Origin of the sequence: Pilimelia terevasa (genome assembly GCF_014647915.1) — a bacterium.
Lineage (GTDB): Bacteria > Actinomycetota > Actinomycetes > Mycobacteriales > Micromonosporaceae > Pilimelia > Pilimelia terevasa.
The window spans coordinates 289320-311305 of sequence record NZ_BMQC01000003.1 but is presented as its reverse complement, the minus strand read 5'-3'; the positions used below and the strand labels follow the sequence as shown (position 1 = coordinate 311305).

Below are 21986 nucleotides of genomic sequence, written 5' to 3'. Positions count from 1 at the left end.
AGCGATTTCGAACGCATATGAAGGTCGGGGGCACTGTGCGCGAACTCCACATTTCTGACCGACGGATCGCCGATGACACTGCCGCTTATGTCATCGCGGAAATCGGCCACAACCACGAGGGAAAGCTGGAAAAGGCGGAGGAGCTGTTTCGGCAGGCCGCCGCCGCGGGAGCGTCCGCCGCGAAGTTGCAGAAACGGGACAACAAGGCGCTGTTCACCAAGCAGATGTACGACCAGCCGTACACCGGCCGCAACTCCTACGGCCCCACCTACGGGGCGCACCGCGAGTTCCTGGAGTTCGGCCGCGCGGAGTACGCCCACCTCGCCGCGCTGGCCCGGGAGCTGGGCATCGACTTCTTCTCCACCGCGTTCGACCTGCCGTCGGTGGACTTCCTGATGGACCTCGACCTGCCGGCCATCAAGATCGCGTCCGCGGACCTCACCAACACGCCGCTGCTGGCGTACGCGGCGAAGACCGGCAAGGCGCTGGTGGTCAGCACCGGCGGCGCCACGATGGACGAGGTCCGGCGCGCCGTCGACACCATTCTGCCGATCAACGACCGGCTGGCCCTGCTCCAGTGCACGGCCGTCTACCCCGCGGGCCCGGAGGACCTGCACCTGTCGGTCATCGGGACCTACCGCCGCGAGTTCCCCGGCGTCGTCGTCGGCTTCTCCGGCCACGACCTCGGCAACGAGGCGAGCTGCCTCGCCTACACCCTCGGCGCCCGGGTCGTCGAGAAGCACTTCACGCTCGACCAGTCCCGCCCCGGCAGCGACCACCACTTCTCGCTCGACCCGCCGCTGCTCGGCGAGCTGGTCGCGTCCCTGGCCCGCACCCGGCAGGCGCTGGGCGCGCCGGCCAAGGTGTGCAGCGACAAGGAGGCGCCGGCCGTCCGCAAGATGGGCAAGAAGCTGGTGGCCGCCCGGGACCTGCCCGCGGGCCACCTGGTCACCGCCGAGGACGTGGCCTGCAAGTCGCCGGGCGACGGCATGAAGCCGTACCAGCTCGACGAGGTCGTCGGCCTGCGGCTGCGTACGCCGCTGCCGGCCGACGGCGCCTTCGACGCCGACCTGCTCGTGACCCCGGCGCCGGTCGGCGCCCTGAGCGCGGGCTGAGCACCGTGCCGAGCGACCTCGCCGCCGCGACCGTCGTCGTCACCGGGGTGGCCGGTCGACTCGGCCAGGTGTGGGCCGGCGCCTTCCTGCGGGCGGGCGCCCACGTCTTCGGGCTCGACCGGGTCGAGCCCGAGGACGCCGCCCTCCGCGCGGCGGCGGCGCAGGGGGGCGGGCGGTTCGTGTACCACCACGGGGACGTGACGCACCTGCCCGGGCTGCGCGAGGCGCTCGCCGCGTGCCTCGTGGAGTGCGGCCCGCCGCACGTGCTGGTCAACAACGCGGGCATCGACCAGCCGCCGTCGGCCAGCGCCGCCGGCTACCTGTTCGAGGACCTGCCCGAGGAGCTGTCCGCCGCGGTGCTGGACGTCAACGCCGCCGGAGTGCTGCGGATGTGCCAGGTCTTCGGCGCGGAGATGGTCCGGCACCGGCGGGGGGCGATCGTCAACGTCGGCTCGCTGTACGCGACGGTGGCGCCCGACGTCCGGTTCTACGACCACATCGAGATGGACCCGCCGTTCCTCAAGCCGCCCGCCTACGGCATGTCCAAGGCCGGGGTGGCGGCGCTGACCCGGTACCTGGCGACGCTGTGGGGCCCCTACGGCGTGCGGGTCAACGTCCTGTCGCCCGGCGGCGTGCTCGGCGACCAGGACCCGCTGTTCCTGCGCAAGTTCGTCGACCGCGTACCCCTGGGCCGGCTGGCGCGGGCCGAGGACCTGATCGGCCCGATGCTGTTCCTGGCCTCGGACCAGAGCCGGTACGTCACCGGCACTGAACTCCTCGTAGACGGGGGCTTCGTGTGCTGGTGACGCCCACGAGCAACGGAGGCTGCACATGACCGACCCCCTTCAGTGGGTGGAGGCATCGGAGTTCGCCCGCGTCCGCGACGGCGTCGCCGACCCGGGCGACCGGGTCCGCGCGGTCGCCACGCTGAGCCGGATCAACACCCTCTACATGGTCATGCGGGCGGGCTCGGGGCACCTGGGCTCCAGCTTCAGCGCCGCCGACCTGGTCAGCCACCTGTACCTGCGGGAGCTGCGCCGGCCCTTCGAGGACGGCGGCGACGTCTACTTCTCCTCCAAGGGCCACGACGCGCCCGGCCTGTACGCCACCCTGATCGGCCTCGGCGCGCTGCCGGAGGCCGACGTGCACCGGCTGCGCCGCATCGACGGGCTGCCGGGCCACCCCGACGTGCGCACGCCGCACATGCCGTTCAACACCGGCTCGCTGGGCATGGGGATCTCCAAGGCCAAGGGCCTGGTCCTCGCCGACCGCCGGGCCGGCCGCGACCGGCGGGTGTACGTGCTGCTCGGCGACGGGGAGCTGCAGGAGGGCCAGAACTGGGAGGCGCTGGCCGGCGCCGTGCGGCACGGGATGCGCGAGCTGACCGTGATCGTGGACCACAACAAGATCCAGTCGGACACCTGGGTCCGCGACGTCAGCGACCTCGGCGACCTGGAGGCCAAGTTCCGGGCGTTCGGCTGGGGCGTCGTGCGCTGCGACGGCAACGACCCGGCCGACATCGAGGCGGCGTTCCGCAAGCGGGCCGGCGGGCTGGCCGGCCTGCCGGTGGTGATCATCGCCGACACCGTCAAGGGTGCCGGCTGCGCCACCTTCGCGGCGACGACCTCGATGCGCGAGGGCGACACCCTGTACCGCTTCCACAGCGGCGCCCCCTCGGCCGCGGACCACCGCAGCGCCCGCGCCGAACTCCTCGACGCGGCCGCGACGCTGCTGCGCCGCCACGGGCTGGACCCGCTGCGCCTGCGCGAGGAGACCCCGCCGGCCCCGGCCCCGGCCGACACGGTGCCGACCCGGCTCCCGCAGGTGTACGGCGAGGCGCTGCTGGACCTGGCCCGCCGCGACGCGCGGGTCATGGCCCTCGACGCCGACCTCGTGCTGGACACCGGCCTCATCCCGTTCGCCGCCGCGCTGCCGGAGCGGTTCATCGAGTGCGGCATCGCCGAGCAGGACATGGTGTCGGTCGCCGGGGGCATGGCCGCCGGGGGGCTGCTGCCGTTCGTGCACTCCTTCTCCTGCTTCCTGCACGCCCGGCCCAACGAGCAGATCTACAACAACGCCAGCGAGGGCCGCCGCGTCGTGTACGTCGGCTCCCTGGCCGGCCTGCTGCCGGCGGCGCCCGGCCACTCGCACCAGGCGGTCCGGGACGTCAGCGCCGTCGGCGGCGTGCCCGGCCTGCTCGTCCTCGAACCGGCGAACGCCGCCGAGGTCCGCGCCGCCGTGGACCTGTGCGCCGCGCTGCCCGACAGCGTGTACCTGCGCCTGGTGTCCGCCCCGGTGCGGGCCGCCGTGGACGCGCTGCCCGCCGGCCCGCTGGAGGTCGGCTGGGGCCGGACCGTGCGCCCCGGCGGCCGGACCGTGGCCGTGGGCGCCGGCCCGGTCGTCCTCGCCCAGCTCCTGGCCGCCGCGGACCTGCTCGCCGCCGACGGGATCGACCTCACGGTCGTCAACCTGCCGTGGCTCAACCGGGTCGACCCGCAGTGGCTCGGCGCGCTGGCCGACGCCGCCGACGCCCTCGCCGTGGTGGAGAACCACTACACCCACGGCGGCCAGGCCGACACCGTCGCCCGGGCGCTGCTGGAGCGGCCCGCGGACCGCCGGCCGCGGTTCCGGGGCATCGGCCTGACCGCGCTGCCCCGGTGTGGCACCGAGGCCGAGGCGCTCGCCGCCCACGGCCTCGACGCCCCCACGCTCGCCACCGCCCTGCGATCGCTCACCGCCTGAGGAGACCCGATGGAAACCGTGTACCACGACCTCGTCCGGCCCGAGCCCAAGCTCGTCGCCGCCTTCCAGGAGGTGCTGGCGGAGTACAGCCCGAGCTGCCTGGTCACCGACGCGCGCCGCCGCGTCGGTGCGATCGGCGGCTTCCAGACCGTCCGGCCGCAGCACAAGGTCGCCGGGCCGGCGCTGACCGTCAACCTGTCCATCGACGACCTGGTCGACTGCATGCCGGTGCTCTCCCGCGCCGAGCCCGGCGACATCATCGTCGTGGCCTGCCACGGCACGGCGATCACCGCGATGTGGGGCGGCCTGATGTCCACGCTGTCGCTGAAGGCCGGCATCGCCGCCGGGATCGTCGACGGGGCCGTCCGCGACGTCGACGAGGTCCGCGACCTGGACTTCCCGCTCTGGTACCGCGGGACCGTCCCCCGCCCCTCGCCGACCGCCGTGCACGACCGCACCGAGCCCGTCCAGGTCAACGTCCCGGTGGTGGTCGGCGGCCAGGTGATCAACCCCGGCGACATCCTCGTCGCCGACGAGAACGGCATCGCCGTCGTCCCGCCGGACCTGGCGCCCGAGGTGCTGGAGGGGACCCGGCGCAACATCGAGAAGGAGCGGCTGATCCGCGAGAAGATCTCCTCTGGCGCCACGGTGACGCAGCTCCTGCGCGAGTTCGGCCACCTGTGACGGCCGCGGTACCCCGGCCCCGCCGGCTCTACCTGACCGGCGCCGACGGGATGCTCGGCACCGCGCTGACCGCCGCGCTGGCCGCCGACCCGCGCACGGCCGACTGGTCCGTGCGCGGGGTCAGCCGGGCGGACTTCGACATCGCCGACCCGGCGGCGGTCCGCCGGTCGGTCGAGGAGCACCGCCCCGACGTCGTCGTGCACGCCGCCGCGCACGCCGTGGTGGACGACTGCGAGCGCGACCCGGCGTTGGCGCTCGCGGTCAACGTCGCCGGGGTGCACCACGTCGCCCAGGCGTGCCGGCGGCTCGGCAGCCGCCTGGTGTACGTCTCCAGCGACTACGTCTTCGACGGCGACGCGCCGCCCCCGGGCGGCTACCGCGAGACCGACCTGCCCAACCCGCGCAGCGTGTACGGGCTGACCAAGCTGGCCGGCGAGCGCACCACCGCGCTGCTGGGCGCGCGCGGGCTGAGCGTCCGCACGTCCTGGCTGTTCGGCGGCGCCGACGAGCGGGTCGACTACCTGGTCGCCGCGCTGCGCCGCGGGGCGCGCGGCGAGGCGGTGCCGCTGGTCGCCGACCAGTACAGCCGGCCCACGTACACCGTGGACCTGGCCGCGGCGCTGCTGCACCTGCTGACGGCGGACGAGCCGGCGCACGGGACCGTGCACGTGGCCAACGAGGGCCGGGCGAGCTGGTACGACGTGGGCCTCGCCCTGCGCGCCCTGCGCCCGGACCTGCCGGCGCCGCGCCCGGTGGCGACGGCCGACTGCGGCTTCGCCGGCGGGCGGCCGCGCGACTCGACCCTGTCGACCGCCCGCCTGGCGTCGCTGGGCTGGCGGCTGCCCACCTGGGACGACGCGCTGCGGCGGTTCTGCGCCGCGTACGACCGCACCCCGGCGCCGGCCGGCGCGCGCTGACCGTCCCGCACCGACACGACGAGGGAGGACCCACGGTGCCGCGATCGACCTGGCGGACGTGGTCGGGGACCGTCCACTGCACCCCGGCGCAGTGGCTGGTCCCGACCAGCGAAGACGAGATCATCGAGGCCGTCGCGGTCGCCGGCCGCAACGGCCTGCCGGTGCGGCCGGCCGGCACGGGCCACTCCTTCAACCGGCTGGTGCCGACCGGCGGCGTGCTGCTGGACCTGACCGCGTACACCGGCGTCGTCGGCGTCGACCGGGCGGCCGGCGAGGTGACGGTGCGGGCCGGTACCCGCATCGGCGCGCTGTGCGCCGCGCTGGACCGCCACGGCCTGGCACTGGCCAACATCGGCACCCTCGCCTACCAGACCGTCGCCGGGGCGCTGTCCACCGGCAACCACGGCACCGGCCTGGCCCACCCGCCGCTGTCCGGGCAGGTGCGGCGGGTCCGGCTGGTCACGGCCGACGGCCGCGCCCGCACCGTCGGGCCGGGCGACGACCCGGACCTGTGGGGCGCCGTCCGCACGGCGCTGGGCACTCTCGGGGTCCTCACGACGGTGACCTTCGCCTGCGTGCCGCAGTTCCGGCTGGGGCTGCGGCTGCGGGACGAGTCGTTCGACGGCTTCACCGACCGGCTGTCCGCGTGGGCGGGGGAGAGCGCGCACGGCAGCGCGAACTGGCTGCCGTGGGGTGACCGGGTGACGGTGCGCTCGGTCGACCCGACCGACGGGCCGGCGACGCCGCGGGCGGGCTGGCGGCGGTACGCCGGGGCGCTGGACGAGGTGGGCTGCGGCCTGGTCGGCCAGGCCGGGCGGCTGGGCGGCGGCGCCGTGCCGCGGCTCGCGGCGGGGTTCGGGGCGCTGTGGCCCGCCTCCCCCTACGCCGACGCCAGCCACCGGGTCTTCACCTTCCCGCAGCCGGTGCGGTTCCTGGCGATGGAGCACGCGCTGCCGCTGGAGGTCACCGGCGACGCGCTGCGGGCGCTGCGGCCGGTCCTGCGCCGGCTCGGCACCTACTCGCCGTACTCGGTGCTGGTGCGGGTCGGGGCCGGCGACGACGTCCCGCTCAGCCCGGCCTACGGGCGCCCGACCGGGTACGTGAACCTGACCGTCCCGCGGCAGGCCGGGCAGATCGAGATCCTGCGCGCCGCCGAGCACGTCCTGCGGGCGCACGGCGGCCGGCCGCACTGGGGCAAGGCGCACACGGCCACGGTGGAGACGCTGGCCGCCCGGTACCCGCGGTGGCGGGACTTCCAGCGGGTCCGCGCGCACCTGGACCCGGCCGGCATGTTCGCCAACGAGTACACCGACCGGGTGCTCGGCCCCGTCGCCGCGCCCGCCCCGGCGGTGACCGGATGACCCCGCGCGCCCTGCTGTTCGACTTCGACGGCCTCGTCTGCGACACCGAACGCGCCGCCCACCGGTCCTGGACCGACATCTTCGCCGCCCACGGCCACGCGTTCCCCGCCGCCCTGTGGGCCACGATGGTCGGCCGGGTCGACGGCGAGCGCCGCGCCGCCGCCCACCTGGCCGCCCTGGTGCCCGGCCTGGACCGCGCCGAGGTCCTGGCCCGGCGCAGGCGCCGCAAGCAGGAGCTGTGCGACCGCGAACCGCTGCGGCCCGGGGTCCGGGAGCTGCTGGCGGCGGCGGCCGCCGCCGGCCTGCCGGCGGCCGTGGTGTCCAGCGCCGCCCGCACCTGGGTCGGGCCGCACCTGGAGCGGCTCGGGATCCGCGACGACTTCGCGTTCCTGGCCACCGGGGACCTGACCGACCGGCACAAGCCGCTGCCGGACCTGTACGAGATCGCCCTGCGCGACCTGCGCTGCCCGCCGGGGGAGGCGGTGGCGTTCGAGGACTCCGTCGTCGGCGTCGCCGCCGCCGTGGCCGCCGGGATCCGCTGCGTCGCGGTCCCCAACGGCGTCGGCGACCCGGCGGAGCTGGGCGCGGCGGCCGTGGTCCTGACCGCCCTGACCGAGTACGACCTGACCGCCGCCCCGCCGGCCGGCGGCGCCGTCGGCGAGCTGGTCGGCGCCGACCACATCGTCCTGTCCGCGAAGGGGGCCGCCGCGTGACCGCCGCCGCCAGCCGGTCGGAGGCCCTGGCCAGCGCCGGGACCGCCGAGCCGGAGTGGCTGTGGCGGTCCGGGAGCCTGGTGCCGTGGCGCGAGGCGCGGGTGCACGTCAACGCGGTGGGGCACGCCTCCGTCGCCGCGGTCTTCGAGGGCGTCAAGGCCTACCTGGCCGCGGACGGCCGCCGCCTGCTGGTCTTCCGGCTGGAGGACCACCTGCGGCGGCTGTACGACTCGGCGCGGATCTGCCGGCTGGCGCTGCCGTACGACCTGGACACGCTGCGCGGGGCCGTCTGTGGGCTGCTCACCGCCAACGGGTACCGGCAGGACGCCTACCTGCGGCCGTGGGCGTTCCCGCAGGGCGTGATCCGCGAGCAGATGGTGCCGGCCGGCACCATCTGCGAGGTACTGGTCGACTCGTGGCCCTTCCGCAGCCTGCTGGAGGCCGGCGGGGGCTGCCGGGCCGCGGTCAGCTCGTGGCAGCGGATCAGCGAGGCCGCGATGCCGCCGCGGGTCAAGGCGTTCTCGAACTACCACAACGGCCGGCTGGCCCTGATGGAGGCGCGGGAGAACGGCCACGACTGGCCGATCATGCTCAACGAGCGCGCGAAGGTGAGCGAGGGCGCCGGGGCGTGCCTGGCGCTGGTCCGCGACGGGGAGGTCGTGACGCCGTCGCTGACCAGCGGCGTCCTGCCGGGGATCACCCGGGACACCGTGCTCACCCTCCTGCGCGACCTCGGGGTGCGGGTGCGCGAGCGGGAGGTCGACCGCAGCGAGCTGTACCTGGCCGACGAGCTGTTCTTCATGGGTACCGCCTGGGAGATCCTGCCGGTCACCGCCGTCGACGGGCTCACCGTCGGCGACGGCGTCCCCGGCCCGCTGTCGCGGCGGCTGGCGGCCGCGTACACCGACCTGGTGCGCGGCCGCGACGGCCGGCATCGGCACTGGCTGACGGAGGTACCGCTGCCGTGAGAGCGATCGTGGTCCGCGAGACCGGCGGCCCGGAGGTCCTGCGCCCGGCCACCGTGCCCGACCCCACCCCGCCCGCCGGGCACCTGCTCGTCGCCGTCGAGGCCGCCGGGGTCAACTTCGTCGACGTGTACCGGCGCTCGGGCGCCTACCCCGGCCCGCTGCCGTACGTCCCCGGCCAGGAGGCCGCCGGCACCGTCGTCGCCCGCGGCGCCGGGGTGTCCGCCGGCCCCGCGGTCGGCGACCGGGTGGCCTGGGCCAACGAGCCGGGCACCTACGCCGACCTCGCGGTGGTACCGGCGGACCGGGCGGTCCCGCTGCCGGCCGCGGTGTCGTGCGCGGGCGCCGCCGCCGTCCTGCTCCAGGGCATGACCGCCCACTACCTCACCCACGACACCTACCCGGTGCGCCCCGGCGACACCGTCCTGGTGCACGCCGCCGCCGGGGGGACCGGGATGCTGGTCACCCAGTGGGTGAACCGGCGCGGCGGCCGGGTCGTCGGCACCGTCTCCAGCGCCGCGAAGGCCGCCGTCGCCGAGGCGGCCGGCGCCGCGCACGTGCTGCGGGTCGACCGCGACGACATCGCCGCGGCGGTGCGCGCGTACACCGGCGGGGTCGGCGTCGCCGCCGTGTACGACGGCGTCGGCGCGCCCACCTTCGACGCCAGCCTCGACTCCCTGCGGCCGCGCGGCACCCTGGCCCTGTTCGGCCAGGCGGGCGGCCGGGTACCACCGGTGGACCTGCAGCGGCTGAACGCCGCCGGCTCCGTCTACGTCACCCGCCCCAACCTCGACCACCACATCGCCACCCCGGGTGAGCTGGTAAGACGCGCCACAGAAGTGCTCGACGCGGTGGCGGCGGGGCACCTCGTCGCGCACATCGGCGGTAGTTTTCCCCTGGAGCGGGCAGCGGCGGCGCACCGCGCGCTGGAGAGCCGCGCCTCCACCGGGAAGCTGCTTCTCACCACCGATCATCCGGCATCCGTGCAGACGAACGGAGAACACCCATGAGCAACCCGTCCACCTTCGCCATCGGCGGAGACCTGACGGTCACGCGCCTCGGCTTCGGCGCGATGCGGCTCACCGGCGACCTCAACTGGGGCCTGCCGGCCGACCCCGAGGCGGCGCTGAAAGTGGCCCGGCGCGCGGTCGACCTCGGCATCGACTTCATCGACACCGCCGACGCGTACGGCCCCGGCACCAACGAGGAGCAGCTCGCCGAGGCGCTGCACCCGTACCGCGAGGGCCTGGTCATCGGCACCAAGGCCGGGCAGAGCCGGCCCTCGGCCCGCGAGTGGGTCCCGCTGGGCCGCCCCGAGTACCTGCGCCAGCAGTGCGAGCTGAGCCTGCGCCGGCTGCGGCTGGAGCGGATCGACCTGTTCCAGCTCCACCGGATCGACCCGAAGGTGCCGGCGGCGGACCAGTTCGGCGCGCTCGCCCAGCTCCAGCGCGAGGGCAAGATCCGCCACATCGGGCTGTCGGAGGTCACCGTCGCGCAGTTGGAGGAGGCGCGCCGCACCATCGACGTGGTCAGCGTGCAGAACATGTACAACCTGACCGACCGCCGGTACGACGACGTCGTCGACTACTGCACCCGGGAGAACATCGCGTTCATCCCGTGGCTGCCGATCGCCCGCGGCGAGCACGCCGGCCCCGGCTCCCCGGTCGCCGATATCGCCGCCGAGCTGGACGCCACCCCCGCCCAGGTGGCGCTGGCCTGGCTGCTGCACCGCTCGCCGGTCGTCATCCCGATCCCCGGCACGTCGTCGCAGTCCCACCTGGAGGAGAACTTCCGCGCGCTGGAGCTGACGCTCGGCGACGCGCACCACGCACGCCTGTCCGCACTGGCCTGACCCCGAAGGCGGAGACCCATGAGCATCCTCGTCCTCCACAAGAAGAACGCGAGCCGGCGGCGCCACCTGGCCCGCACCCGGGAGTACGCCCGGGCGCACGGCCTGCGGGTCCTGCTGGTGATGAAGGATCCCGACTGGGAGGTCGAGTACGCCGACCGGGTCGCCACCGCCGACACCAGCAGCATCGAGGAGACCCTCGCCGCCGTGCGGACGCTGGTCGCCCGGGAGGACGCGCCGATCAGCGCGGTCGTCACGTTCTCCGAGGCGCCGGTCCCGTCGGTGGCGAGGGTCGCCGCCGAGTACGGGCTGCCCGGGGTCAGCGAGCGCACCGCCCGCCTGGCCCGGGACAAGTGGGCGATGCGGGAGGCGCTCGCCGCCGCCGGGGCGCCGCAGCCGCGGTACGGGCTGGCCCGCACCGTCGCCGAGGCCGCGCAGGTCGCGGCCCGGGTCGGCTTCCCGCTGATCGTCAAGCCGATCCTCGGCACCGGCAGCAACCACGTGCGCAGCGTCGCCGACCAGGCGGAGCTGGACCGGCTGTTCGACACGTTCCGCGAGGGGGCCTGGGCCGACTTCCGGTACGACCCGCTGCACCGGGAGGCGCACGAGGCCTACGGCGGGGCGCTGCTGCTGGAGGAGTTCGTCCCCGGCGCCGAGATCTGCGTCGAGTCGCTGGTCCACGACGGCGTGAGCCGGACCGTCGCCATCCACGACAAGCCGCTGCCGACCGGCCCGACGTTCGAGGAGGTGTACGCCTGCACCCCGACCCGGCTGCCGGCCGCGACCGTGGCCGCGGTGGACGAGGCCACGGCGGCGGTGCACCGGGCGCTCGGCATCGCCACCGGCGCGACGCACGTCGAGTTCCGCCTGCGCGGCGACGACCGGCCGGTCGTCCTGGAGGCCGCCGCGCGGATGGGCGGCGGACCCATCTACCGCTCCGTCGAGCTGTCCACCGGCGTCGACCTGGTCGCCGCGAGCCTCGACCTGGCGACCGGCCGGGCGCCGCGGATCACCCCGCGCGAGCGCGCCTCGGCCGTCGGCTTCTGGAACATCTTCCCGGAGCGCGCCGGCACCCTCACCCGCGTCGCCGGCCTGGACGAGATCCGGGCGGACCCGCGGGTGGACGAGGTCGAGATCTACCGCGAGCCCGGCGAGGAGCTGGCCGTGCCGCCGCGCACCTTCCAGGGCCACGGCCACCTGATCTTCGTGGTGGACGGCACCGACGAGCTGGACGCCGCCTTCGACGAGATGACCACCACCCTGCGATTGGAGACCGCATGAGCGCCGACCGGCAGCGCGTCGCGGTGGTGGGCGGCCACGCCCACGCGGTGATGTCCGCCCTCGACCTGGACCTCGACGTCGTCCTCGTGCACGCCCCGGGCATGTACGAGGAGATGCTGCACGGGTACTGCGAGCGCATCGTCCACGCCGACCTCGGCGACCCGGACTCCCTGCTCGCGGCCCTGTCTCCGCTGCACGCCGAGCGGCCCTTCGTCCGCGTGCTGACCACCAGCGAGGTCGGCGCCGTACCGACCGCACAGGTCGTGGCGAAGCTGGGCCTGCCCGGCAACAGCGTCGAGTCCGTCCGCGCCCTGTACGACAAGGCGCTCACCCGGCAGGCCCTGGACCGGGCGGGCGTCAGCCCCGTCCGGCACCGGGTCGTCACCTCCGCGGCCGAGCTGGCCGCGTTCGCGGAGGCGGTCGGGGGGCGGATCGTCGTCAAGCCGGTCGACGGCACCGCCAGCGCCGACGTGCACCTGCTCGACGACCCGTCCGCCGCCGCGGGGGCGTGGGCGTCGATGGCGGTGGCCGGGTACGCGCGGGCGCTCGCCGAGGAGTTCCTCGACGGCCCGGTGATCAGCGTCGAGTCGTTCTCGGCCGACTTCCGGCACCTGCCGGTGGCGCTGATGACCTCGGTCCTCAACGAGCACCTGGTGGAGATGCAGCACTGCATCCCCGGCGCGTACGGCGCCGAGTGGACGCAGGAGCTGTTCGCCCAGACGGTGGCGCTGCTCACCGAGGTCGGCCTGCGCGAGGGGCCGACGCACACCGAGTTCATCCTGACCGCCGACGGCCCGCGGATGCTGGAGTCGCACAGCCGGATGGGCGGCGGCGGCACCTCGTCCATCCTGCTGCGCGCGCACCGGATGGACTTCTCGCGGATGTTCCTGTCCGTGCCGATGGGCATCGAGCAGCTCCCGCCGCGCGCGCCGGACGCCGTCGCGGGCGGCGCCATCCAGTTCTTCGCCCCGCCGCCGGGGGAGATCGTCGGGTTCGCCGGCCTCGACGCGCTGCGCGCCGACGGCGTCGTGGTCCGGCACGCCCCGGCCGGCTCCCGGCTCCCGGGCGTCCCCGGCCTGGTGGAGCTGAACGACGCGCCCGTCGGGGTGATGCTCCAGATGAACGTCGGCGACGTCGTCCCGCCGATCCGCGCCGGCTGGGACCGGATCATGGGGTACGTCATCGCCACCGGCGGCGACACCGCCGAGGCGGTGCGCCGCTGCGCCGAGGTGGACGCGCGGCTGCGCTTCCAGGTGAAGGACGCGTGACCCCTACCGCCGCCGGGGAGGCGGTGACCGCGCCGTCCCGCCTCCGGGACAACCCCGACTTCCGCCGCCTGTTCGCCGCCGCGGTGGCGAGCAAGGTCGGCACCCACGTCGGCTATATCGCCCTCCCGCTCGTCGCGATCGAGACCCTGCGCGCCTCCCCGGGGCAGGTCGGCCTGCTGGGGATGCTCAGCACGGTGGCCTTCCTGCTCATCGGGCTGCCCGCCGGGGCGTGGGTGGACCGGATGCGGTACCAGCGGGTCATGGTCGTCACCGACGTGGTCCGCGCGCTGCTGATGAGTACCGTCCCCGTCGCCGCCTGGCTGGGCGTGCTGCGCATCGAACAGCTCTACGCGGTCGTCCTGCTCGCGGGCGTGGCGACGGTGTTCTTCGACGTCGCCGCGCAGAGCTGCCTGCCCGGCGTCGTCGGCCGGGACCAGCTCGTCGCCGCCAACTCCCAGCTCAACAGTTGGGACGCCGCCCTCCAGGTCGGCGGGCGCGGCGGCGGCGGCTTCCTCGTCCAGGCGCTGACGGCGCCGCTGGCGGTCCTGACCAACGCGCTCGGGTACGTCGTCTCCGCCGCCTTCCTCGTCGGCCTGCGCAGCGGCCCCCGGCCCGACCGGGCCGCCCGCCGGCACCTCGGCACCGAGGTCGTCGAGGGCGTCCGGTTCGTCGCCGGGCACCCCATCCTGCGCCCCGTGGCCAGCGCGGGCGCGCTGACCAACCTCGCCGTCATCACCGTGACGACGATGGTGCCGGTTGTCTTCCGGGACGACCTCGGCCTGCCCGTGTGGAGCATCGGCGTATTCCTGTCCATCGGCGGCGTCGGCGTCTTCCTGGGCGCCCTCACCGCCCGCCGGGTCCAGGACCACCTCGGGGCCGGCCGCGCACCCTGGCTGCTCGGACTGGTCACCGCGCCGCTCGCGCTCCTCGTGCCGCTGGTCGGCCGCGGCGGCTGGCTGTGGCTGGCCGGCGTCTGCTGGCTGCTCGTGACCTACCGGGTCGGCGTCGCCAACGTGCTGCTGGTCAGCTTCCGCCAGCGGGTCACCCCCGACCGGCTGCTGGGCCGCATGAACGCGACCATGCGGTTCGTGTTCACCGGCGCGCTCGCCGTCGGCGCCGGCCTGGCCGGCCTCGTCGGGGAGTTCGCCTCCGCCCGGGCGGCACTGTGGACCGGCGCCGCGATCCTCGCCGTGGCCTGGCTGCCCATCTTCCTGTCCCCGCTGCGCCGGATGCGCGACCTGCCCAGCGCCTGACCAGCACCGACCACCCGCCCCGACACCCGGCACCCGACCCGCACCGCCCCGCGCCGGCCGAGCCCGAGGAGCGACCCATGACCGACGCCGTCACCGCGCAGTTCAACGCCCAGTGCCTGGGCGGCGACCGCGGCCTGCTCACCGCGGTCACCCGCGCGCCGTACCCGCCGCTGTTCCACGCCTCGTGCGGCACCCGCCTGCTGCCCCGGCCGTTCTTCGTCGACGAGGCCCAGATGCGCGGGTTCGCGGCGGACGTGCGCGCGCTGTTCGACCTGCTGGTCGAGGTGCCGCAGCGGCTGTTCGGCGGCGACCTGGGCGCGTACTGCGACGCCCTCGGCATCCCGCCGGCGCAGGCGGCCCTCATGCGCCGCTTCGGCGACGCGCCCCCGGTGCCCTACGGCCGCGCCGACATCTACCACGACGGCACCGGGTTCAAGCTGCTGGAGTTCAACATCGGCAGCGAGCTGGGCGGCACCGACCGGGCGGAGATCCAGCGCGCGCTGCTCCAGGTGCCGGAGTTCGCGGACTTCGCCGCCCGGCACGGGCTCACCTACGTGCACACCGGCGAGCGGGTCGCCGCCGCCCTGCGCGCCGCCGCCGCGCCCGTGGCCGGGGACGCACCGCCGGTGGTGGCGCTGCTGGAGGCCGACGGCGGGCTGTCCTCGTACCTGCACCTGGTGCTCTCGTTCCAGGAGATGATGCGGGGCCTGGGCATCGAGCTGCTGGTCGGCGAGGTGGGCCAGGTCAGCGAGCGCGGCGGCCGGATCCTGCTCGACGGCCGTCCCGTCGATGTCGTGCTGCGGTACTTCTCCACCGCGCAGATCGCCCGCGCGCCGGGTGCCGCCGACGCGATCGCGCCGATCCTGCGCGCCCACGAGGAGGGCCGGGTGGTCCTGTACACGACCTTCGCCAGCTCGCTGTACGCCAACAAGGGCTGCCTGGCGCTGCTCTCCGACGACCGCGGCCGGGCGGCCTGCACCGACGCCGAGCGGGAGCTGGTCGACCGGGTGCTCCCGTGGACCCGCGCGCTGACCGCGGCGCAGGTCGAGCGGTGCCGGGCCGAGCGCGACCAGTTGATCGTCAAGCCGCGGGCGGACTTCGCCGGCACCGGCATCCACGCCGGGTGGGAGTACGACGACCGGGAGTGGGCGCGGATCCTGGGCGAGTGCGCCGACGCCGGCTTCGTGGTGCAGCGGCGGGTGGTACCCCGCCGCGAACCGGTCGTCGACCCGGACACCGGCGAGGTGGCCGACTGGAAGGCGGCGTGGGACGTGTTCCTGACACCGGACGGGTACGCCGGGTCGCACATCCGCGCACTGCCCTACGGCGACGGCGCGGTCGTGGGGATGGGGGCCAACCCGGCGTGCCGCACCACCGGACCGTTCCTCGTACCGGGCGCCGCCGGTCGCGCCGCCTGATCAGATGCCGGTGGTCGACCGGATCCACGCGCGGTGCGGCGGGACCGGGGAGTACATCGCCGGGTTCTTGCCCTGCGAGGCCACCCCGACGACCTTCCCACCCAGGAACAGCGGACCGCCGGAGTCGCCGTTGGTCGGGTGGCCGTTGCCCTTGGACACGGCCAGCGCCCCGGCGTTGCCCTCGTAGTCGTAGCCGTGCGGGCCGACGTAGTTGACCGTCGCGGTCTTCAGCCGCGCCGCCAGCGGGCAGTCCGGCTCGGCGCAGACGTAGCCGTAGCCATAGACGGCGCCGGGACCCGCGGTCGGGACGGCGTCGGCCAGCGGTACCGGGCTGGGGTCGGTGATCGGCCGCGTGAGCTTGAGCAGGGCCAGGTCGCCGACGGTCCGCCCGTCGCCCTTCTTGGCCAGCTCGACGGCCTTCTCCACGACGATGACCTCGCCTCTGGCGTGCTCGGGGTGCCCCACCCGGGCGATGATCGGCCAGGTGCCCGCGGCCCCGGGGACGACGCCGGGCAGGCAGTGCCGCGCGGTCAGCAGCCACCCGGCGCCGATGACGCTCGCGGTACACCGGACGCGGTCGACGCCGGTCCACAGCAGCGCGGCGCCGAACCGCACGTCGTCGCCGACCTCGGCGCCGCCGACGATGCGCTCCGGCGGGGCGGCGGGCGCGGGGGCCGCGGACAGGGCGAGTGCCAACGCCACCGACACGGCCATTGCCTTACCCAGCATGGGACTCCCCTCAACGGCCACAGGTCATCGACCAACCCCGATGCTAGGGCACCCAGGGGTGGGAGAGAGGACGGAGAAGGCGAGCACATTTGCGCGCTGCCGACAGCGCGCTCCGCGCCCGCCCGACCCGAACGGTCGCCGAACCGGGATGCTGGCGTAGTGCCGGCAGCGGCACGTCCAGGACAAGACCGACCCCGACCTCACGCGGGCCTGTGCCGGGCGACCGAGACGATCACGAACGACCACACCCCGGCCGACGAGGTGCCCGAGACGACGGTGCACGTCCGAAACAGCAGGCCCGGATGATCTACCGCGGTGCGGTACGCTGACGCCATTCCTGAGCGATCAGAAGACGCGGACACCTCCGTGGTGGCCTCGGAGTTCAGGAACAGTAGCGTCGGGGCTGCTAGCTCAATGGCAGAGCTGCGGACTTTTAATCCGTAGGTTCAGGGTTCGAGTCCCTGGCGGCCCACCAAAGGAACCCTCTGAGCTGCACGAACTTTAGGCGAAGATCATCCGACACAACCGGGGCGCGACTCCGGCAGTCGCCACGGCCCGAGGGGCGCTCCAGATTTATCGGTCGCCGCACTTCTGCCAGCGGAAGTCGGACAGCGACATGTCCCACCGGGAGATCTCGATCGCGGCAGGGGCCTGCGGCCCGTCGGGCTGAGCCGCGTCCGCCCCCACGAAGATGCTCAACCAGCTCGTCGGCACACAACGGACCGCGATCGGCGGATCGAAGGACTGCTGCCGGCTCCACAAGGCACCGGAGTCCGCGGCCCCGAACGTGATGGTGCTGCCGGAGGGAAGGTCCACGATCTCGCGGCGCAGCGTCGTCGACGCCCGGACCACCCGCTTTCCGTCCACCCAGGCCGTCCCGGCGACCCGGGCCCCCAAGGGAGTGAACCGCCAGCCCTCTGGGCTGTGCACCATCAACTGGATCGCGCACTTCCTGACCCGCTCGAGCCCGTTCGGGCCGTTCACCGCACGCAGTCCGCGGAAGCCCGCCACCAACCGGGTGCCCTTTGCATACACACCGATGGTCGTGTCGTCCTTGTTGCACCCCTCCCGGCCGAAACCGGCCAACTCCATCCGGGCTCCCGAGGGAACGAACCCCGCCCCCACCCGGCCGACCAGGGCCGCACCCGCGGCAGCCGCCGGGATGCCGACAATCGCCGGGGCGAGCAGAACCACCAGCAGGCGTGTGCTAGCGCGTGGCATACGAACCTCCAGTCGGCGTGCACTTCTCGAACACGCCCGGAGCCGGTGGCGGCCTGGAGCCGGTCTGACGGCTACCGGGCTTCACCACCCTGGCCGGCCTCGCCGCCGTGGTTGACGGCTACCTCTACCTCTACGCCGTCGCCCTCCTCTCCTGCCACGACGCGCGGATCGCGCACCGCCCTCATCCGACGCCTGCCGACGGGCAACCCAGCGGCTCGTCCGGTAGACGTGGACACTCTGGCGGTGATGAACCACGAGTTGCGGGTGCCGAAGCCCGGCAGATCAGCACTCCCGCCACTCGAGGTCGGACAGCGATACATCCCACCGGGAGATGTCGAGCCATGCCGGTGCGGCGGGGTCGTTCTGTTTCGCTTCGGCGCTCACCATCATGAGATAGTGGATCGGTACCCCGCACTCGGTGAAGACGCGATCCCCGAGCTGGTGTTGGCGGGTCCAGATGGCGCCTGAGTCATCGGCTGTCAGGTACGACTGACCGATGCTCATCTTCACGCGGGGGCTGTAGAACGCTGTCTCCGCCTTCACTCTGCCGGCACCGACGACACTGGACGCTCCCGCCACCCGGGCGGTGCGGGGCGCGAACCGCCACCCGGCCGGAACGGCGAAGTTGGCCCGGATCGCGCAGGTACTGCGGTACTCCCTGGGGCTGGTGCCGTTCCGCACGCGCAGACCACGAAACTGGGCGACGATACGAGTCCCATCTTCTGTCACGTTGACATTGGTGTTGTCCTTGTTGCATCCCTCTCTGCCAAAGTGCGTGAGCGTGATCGATGCGCCGGGCGGTACTGCGGTGGTGGTGCGCGAACCCTCGACGGTTGCCGCCGCCGCGGCAGGAATCACCGTCGTGACCGCGGCGGCCGTCGCGACGACCGTGACCACTACCCGCCCAGCGATGTGATGTCCCATCTCTCTAACCCTTCTGGGTGATGCATCGCTGATACCTCAGTGCATAGGTGGTCGCCGATGCGTGGGTAAGCCAGATCTGAGCCCGGACGTCAGATCCACCGGTCGCCGTGGCCGCGACCCTGAGGTCGAAGGCGATTTTCTCCGCGCACGGGCTGACACCGGTGCTGGCATCCGGGTCGGAGTCCACGCTGAATGGCCGGCTCTCGACGTTCTGCTCCATGACGGGAGTCGCGGCCGACACGATTCGACCGCCAGATGGCCCGGCGATGGCGATTTGCCCCTTGGCTTCCGCGCTACCGCCGCGGATGGTGGTCCGGCCGCTCAGGGTGAGTTTGGTGACCTCAAGTTGCCATCCCGGAGAGATGTTGATCCGACCGATCACCCAGCAATCGATTTTGCGGGGAGTCGGCGTGGTGGAGACGGGGTCGACGTGGAGGTAGCCGATGTGAAGACTGCGCTTGTCTGGCGTCACGCCACCAATGATCGACTGCGCGTCCTTGCAGCCCTCACCGATGAATCTGAAGGTCTCCGGCTTGAACTCGACTACCGGTGGAACATCATCGGGTCGGGAAGAGGCGACTGCGGCCTGGGGCGCCGCAGTTATCATCATGCCCACGCTGAAAACGATTGCCAATGTCCGCATCATGGTCCTTTCGCTCGGCCTACCGTGTGGTGCATGGGTGCCAGTTCAACTCGGATACAGCAGGATCGAGTCGAATGAAAGCAACCGCGGCGTCGCCGACGGTGATCCCCAGGCCGTCATGGAGCGCTCAGCACTTCCTGGCATAAAGTCCCACTTTGCTTGCCGGATCGCGGGAGTCTGCGTGGAGGTCGCTGATCGTTATATGTGCTTCTCCCGGCTTGGCGTCGAAGTACGTGGTGGCCGTTGTCTCCATGACAACCTCCACCGCCTGTCCGTCGCACGGCGTACCGCTCATCTGCTGCGCCTGGCCAGGCGTGAGCCGGCCGAAGCCCGGCTCCGTTCGCCGTGCCCCGATCCCGGCTACCTGAGTGGAGCCGTCAGCACCTGGATACCGCAACTCCATGCCGACCGTAGCGCGCCCGGTCTCCGGCAGGGCCGTCTCTGCGTATAGGGAAAGATACTGGCCGACAATCTGCCAACCCTTGCTGATTTTCATGTGGTACACGATGATGCAGTTGGCGAGCGTCTCTCTCTGCGCCTCGTTCGTCCACGAATAAAAATCAGTGTAGACGACCCGGAGTAGATTGGTTGGTTTGTCAAACTCCCAGATGACATTTTCGTTTTTGCAGTGGGAACCCATCGCGCCGACTTTGGCGACGTTGATTTCCGGATTGGCGAAAGCGGCATCGGCGGGGGCACTAGACGCGACAGCGAGTGTGAGAACGCAGAGAGTGGCGAGTACTCGGAGGCTTTTCATGCTTTCTCCGCGGCGTCGCGGGAAGCACCTCGGACGTAGGATAAAGTTCCGAGACGCCGATTTTCTAGCAATTTCTCATCTCGATTCCCAGTTCGCTGCTCGCCTTGTGTTCGGCGTAGTTGAGTGAGAGCATCGCTTTGTCCTCAGTGGGCTGTGCGCCAGGGTCGACAGTGAGTGTCGTCCTCAACGTAACGGTGGTGCTCCTCGATCCGCACGGCGCGGGCGTCAATTCGGTCGCTACCTGGCTGCCGTTCCAGCTCTGGCCGGGCAGGCTGCTGCCGAATCGCTTGAGGTAGATTCCGAGGGGTTGGTCCGGCCCAAAATAGTAGGTGGCGTTCAGCTCGGCTTTGGCTCTCGCATGCGTGGCCACGTAGCCGATCCACCTGCTGTCCTTGACGATGAACGTCTTTCCCTGTGGGTAGGTGACCTCAAGGATCACGTTGCAGGAAACACTGCGCTGACCGGCTGGGACGGGAGTTACGGCGAAGAAGCCGGCGTACTTGATCGAAATTCCTTTCTTGTCGTCGGTGATCGCGGGAAGCGGCGTCTTGTTTCCGTCCGTCTCGGCGCAGCCAGAGCCGAAGTTTCTTTTGAGTGACACGCCCAACTCGTCGGCCGGGGAGGCCGCGGCACTGGAAGCTGGGAGCGCCGCGGTGCCGAGCAGGGCAGCGGCGAGTGCGCCACCGATGAACGTTTTTTTCATTGTGCTCTAAACCCTTTCATATAGATGTTGCGTGGGTCTTCCAAAGTTAGGTCAGGGTGGTCCAGATGGCGACGCAGGCGGCGACAGTGAACGTGACCACCGTCGTGGTCACCAACTGCCGATGACGGTCGTCCCAGTCGTCGCTCCACTGGCTACCGTCTCGCGTGTACAGCGCGCTGGCGACGGCCATGTATCCGCGACCAAGACCGAAGCCGATCCCAGCAAGAGCGGCAAGCGGTATGTCAGCGAAAAAGGCCACTGCCAGTGCGACGACGTAGGGCAGTCCGCTCGGAAGGTAGGTCCGAGCCCCGGTGCCCATCTCAAGGCCAAACTGAAAGGGGCCGAACACATCCCCGAAGCGAAATACCGTGATAGGGACGAGGCGGCGATTCTCGGGCATCCGAACATGGGAGAAGTGACCGTACTCACGGAGCAGGATGAAGACGAGGAACGGCGCAATGAGACCGAGCCGCGCCCACACGGGCAGAACCGGCCGCAGCAGCGAACCGACAATCAGGTAGAACGCCGCAGCCACCAGGCCGCCGGCTACCAGGCCAACGCAGAAGGATGACACCTGACGACCTCGCCGGACCGACGAGCTCAGCACTGCGGCCGAGTTGCGCGATCAAGTGGAGCCGCTGGTCGCGAATCCGGCGACGAAGGCGGCGACCGTCCAGGTGGCCGGTGCCGCCCACGGAGACCCGGACCAGAGACTCCAGGCGGCGATCGACAGGCCGACCCCTCCGGTGATCGCCGTGGTGGTGACGGTGCTCCACAGGGGCCGGCGCACGTTCCCGGCAACCGGGTCGGCGCCCATCCGTTAGCTCGCCCGGCCTTGACAGATGGTGAAGATGGCGATCTCGGACACGCCGTTCTTGTGGCGGTCCTGCCAACCGTCCGAGCACCGGTAGGTGTTGCCGTCGTTGGGCTGGTTCGGCTTGGTGCCACCGGGCTTCCACCGCCAGGAGTTCATCCCGTTGGCGCTGTCACACGCGCGGATCTGGGGATAGGCGTTGATGTCGAAGCCATTTTCCCTGTAGGCGCGGGTCTGATGCCATCCCTCAGAGTCGCAGTTCTTGGGGCCGACGCGCGGGCCCACGCAGGCCCACGGCATCTGACTCGGTGCCATCGGCGGCTCGGTGATGGGGCTGCCGCCACCGTAGCCTGTCTCCGCGCAGTTGGGGCTGGTCCAGCCTTGTAGGCCACCCGAACTGGTTTCCTTCGGTCCGAGGGCGGTGCGTCGCCCCGCTGCCGTTGCCGGCGCGGTGAGGCGGTCGCTGAGGCCGGCTACCAGCGCGCCGACGGTCACGGCGCCGAGAGCCATTCCGCGCATCAGGGTTCGGCGATCCGCCGGACGGTCGATCAGCTTGACCGAGGTAGGCTGCGCGTCCGGTGTCGGCTCGGCCTCGTACAGCGGCATTTCCGTTAGCGACAGGGTCATGC

23 protein-coding genes and 1 tRNA gene are annotated in these 21986 nt (G+C 72.6%); 15 read left to right on the top strand and 9 right to left on the bottom strand.

The window, feature by feature from the left end; genetic code table 11:
• Nucleotides 1-35: 35 nt before the first annotated feature.
• The 14 genes from IEY75_RS06640 to IEY75_RS06575 all read left to right on the top strand — a co-directional run bounded on the left by IEY75_RS06640 (nucleotide 36) and on the right by IEY75_RS06575 (nucleotide 15566).
• Entirely contained in the window at nucleotides 36-1115 is a 1080-nt protein-coding gene (locus IEY75_RS06640; RefSeq protein ID WP_229789399.1) for an N-acetylneuraminate synthase family protein, read from the top strand.
• Between the two features lie 5 nt (nucleotides 1116-1120).
• The gene (locus IEY75_RS06635; RefSeq protein ID WP_189113301.1) at nucleotides 1121-1921 is read left to right on the top strand and encodes an SDR family oxidoreductase; all 801 of its coding nucleotides are present in this window, start codon (nucleotides 1121-1123) and stop codon (nucleotides 1919-1921) included.
• A gap of 25 nt (nucleotides 1922-1946) precedes the next feature.
• Nucleotides 1947-3857 carry a thiamine pyrophosphate-binding protein gene (locus IEY75_RS06630; RefSeq protein ID WP_189113300.1) on the top strand — a complete coding sequence of 637 codons (1911 nt, stop codon included), beginning with the start codon at nucleotides 1947-1949 and terminating at the stop codon, nucleotides 3855-3857.
• A 9-nt stretch (nucleotides 3858-3866) separates the two neighbouring features.
• Nucleotides 3867-4541, top strand: coding sequence for an RraA family protein (locus IEY75_RS06625; RefSeq protein ID WP_189113299.1), 675 nt, complete (start codon nucleotides 3867-3869; stop codon nucleotides 4539-4541).
• Nucleotides 4538-5458, top strand: a complete 921-nt coding sequence (gene rfbD / locus IEY75_RS06620) for a dTDP-4-dehydrorhamnose reductase (protein ID WP_229789398.1) — start codon at nucleotides 4538-4540, stop codon at nucleotides 5456-5458. Before IEY75_RS06625 ends, rfbD begins: the two co-directional genes overlap by 4 nt.
• A 35-nt stretch (nucleotides 5459-5493) precedes the next feature.
• Nucleotides 5494-6819, top strand: coding sequence for a D-arabinono-1,4-lactone oxidase (locus IEY75_RS06615; RefSeq protein WP_189113298.1), 1326 nt, complete (start codon nucleotides 5494-5496; stop codon nucleotides 6817-6819).
• Entirely contained in the window at nucleotides 6816-7532 is a 717-nt protein-coding gene (locus IEY75_RS06610; protein ID WP_189113297.1) for an HAD family hydrolase, read from the top strand. The genes IEY75_RS06615 and IEY75_RS06610 overlap by 4 nt, the downstream gene beginning before the upstream one ends.
• Nucleotides 7529-8500 carry a branched-chain amino acid transaminase gene (locus tag IEY75_RS06605; RefSeq protein WP_189113296.1) on the top strand — a complete coding sequence of 324 codons (972 nt, stop codon included), beginning with the start codon at nucleotides 7529-7531 and terminating at the stop codon, nucleotides 8498-8500. Before IEY75_RS06610 ends, IEY75_RS06605 begins: the two co-directional genes overlap by 4 nt.
• Complete coding sequence (locus tag IEY75_RS06600; RefSeq protein ID WP_189113295.1) at nucleotides 8497-9507, top strand: quinone oxidoreductase family protein; 1011 nt, start codon at nucleotides 8497-8499, stop codon at nucleotides 9505-9507. Before IEY75_RS06605 ends, IEY75_RS06600 begins: the two co-directional genes overlap by 4 nt.
• The gene (locus tag IEY75_RS06595) at nucleotides 9504-10349 is read left to right on the top strand and encodes an aldo/keto reductase (RefSeq protein WP_189113294.1); all 846 of its coding nucleotides are present in this window, start codon (nucleotides 9504-9506) and stop codon (nucleotides 10347-10349) included. The genes IEY75_RS06600 and IEY75_RS06595 overlap by 4 nt, the downstream gene beginning before the upstream one ends.
• 18 nt (nucleotides 10350-10367) lie before the next feature.
• On the top strand, nucleotides 10368-11627 hold the full coding sequence (locus IEY75_RS06590) for an ATP-grasp domain-containing protein (RefSeq protein ID WP_189113293.1): 1260 nt from the start codon (nucleotides 10368-10370) through the stop codon (nucleotides 11625-11627).
• Nucleotides 11624-12895, top strand: a complete 1272-nt coding sequence (locus tag IEY75_RS06585; RefSeq protein WP_229789397.1) for an ATP-grasp domain-containing protein — start codon at nucleotides 11624-11626, stop codon at nucleotides 12893-12895. The genes IEY75_RS06590 and IEY75_RS06585 overlap by 4 nt, the downstream gene beginning before the upstream one ends.
• The gene (locus tag IEY75_RS06580) at nucleotides 12892-14148 is read left to right on the top strand and encodes an MFS transporter (RefSeq protein ID WP_229789396.1); all 1257 of its coding nucleotides are present in this window, start codon (nucleotides 12892-12894) and stop codon (nucleotides 14146-14148) included. The genes IEY75_RS06585 and IEY75_RS06580 overlap by 4 nt, the downstream gene beginning before the upstream one ends.
• 77 nt (nucleotides 14149-14225) lie before the next feature.
• The gene (locus IEY75_RS06575; RefSeq protein ID WP_189113292.1) at nucleotides 14226-15566 is read left to right on the top strand and encodes a glutathionylspermidine synthase family protein; all 1341 of its coding nucleotides are present in this window, start codon (nucleotides 14226-14228) and stop codon (nucleotides 15564-15566) included.
• On the opposite strand, the gene IEY75_RS06570 is transcribed toward IEY75_RS06575, so the two are convergent.
• Nucleotides 15567-16295, bottom strand: coding sequence for a S1 family peptidase (locus tag IEY75_RS06570; protein ID WP_189113291.1), 729 nt, complete (start codon nucleotides 16293-16295; stop codon nucleotides 15567-15569). It abuts the gene before it with no gap.
• Between the two features lie 400 nt (nucleotides 16296-16695).
• On the opposite strand from IEY75_RS06570, the gene IEY75_RS06565 reads away from it, so the two are divergent.
• Nucleotides 16696-16770: transfer RNA gene (locus IEY75_RS06565), tRNA-Lys, on the top strand.
• 98 nt (nucleotides 16771-16868) lie between these two features.
• Here IEY75_RS06565 and IEY75_RS06560 read toward each other — a convergent pair.
• The 8 genes from IEY75_RS06560 to IEY75_RS06525 all read right to left on the bottom strand — a co-directional run bounded on the left by IEY75_RS06560 (nucleotide 16869) and on the right by IEY75_RS06525 (nucleotide 21984).
• Nucleotides 16869-17489: a DUF4360 domain-containing protein gene (locus IEY75_RS06560; RefSeq protein WP_189113290.1), complete on the bottom strand. Its 621-nt coding sequence runs from the start codon at nucleotides 17487-17489 to the stop codon at nucleotides 16869-16871.
• Nucleotides 17490-17798: 309 nt separating this feature from the next.
• Nucleotides 17799-18440, bottom strand: coding sequence for a DUF4360 domain-containing protein (locus IEY75_RS06555; RefSeq protein ID WP_189113289.1), 642 nt, complete (start codon nucleotides 18438-18440; stop codon nucleotides 17799-17801).
• Nucleotides 18441-18444: 4 nt separating this feature from the next.
• Nucleotides 18445-19074 (bottom strand): DUF4360 domain-containing protein, encoded by a 630-nt coding sequence (locus IEY75_RS06550; RefSeq protein ID WP_189113288.1) that lies wholly within the window; start codon nucleotides 19072-19074, stop codon nucleotides 18445-18447.
• Nucleotides 19075-19210: 136 nt separating this feature from the next.
• A complete protein-coding gene (locus IEY75_RS06545; protein WP_189113287.1) occupies nucleotides 19211-19840 on the bottom strand; it encodes a hypothetical protein in 630 nt (209 codons plus the stop codon).
• Nucleotides 19841-19904: 64 nt separating this feature from the next.
• Nucleotides 19905-20543, bottom strand: a complete 639-nt coding sequence (locus IEY75_RS06540) for a DUF4360 domain-containing protein (protein ID WP_189113286.1) — start codon at nucleotides 20541-20543, stop codon at nucleotides 19905-19907.
• A 46-nt stretch (nucleotides 20544-20589) separates the two neighbouring features.
• Complete coding sequence (locus IEY75_RS06535) at nucleotides 20590-21117, bottom strand: hypothetical protein (RefSeq protein WP_189113285.1); 528 nt, start codon at nucleotides 21115-21117, stop codon at nucleotides 20590-20592.
• A 51-nt stretch (nucleotides 21118-21168) separates the two neighbouring features.
• Nucleotides 21169-21360: a hypothetical protein gene (locus tag IEY75_RS06530; RefSeq protein WP_189113284.1), complete on the bottom strand. Its 192-nt coding sequence runs from the start codon at nucleotides 21358-21360 to the stop codon at nucleotides 21169-21171.
• A gap of 3 nt (nucleotides 21361-21363) precedes the next feature.
• A complete protein-coding gene (locus tag IEY75_RS06525) occupies nucleotides 21364-21984 on the bottom strand; it encodes a hypothetical protein (protein WP_189113283.1) in 621 nt (206 codons plus the stop codon).
• Between the last annotated feature and the right edge of the window lie 2 nt (nucleotides 21985-21986).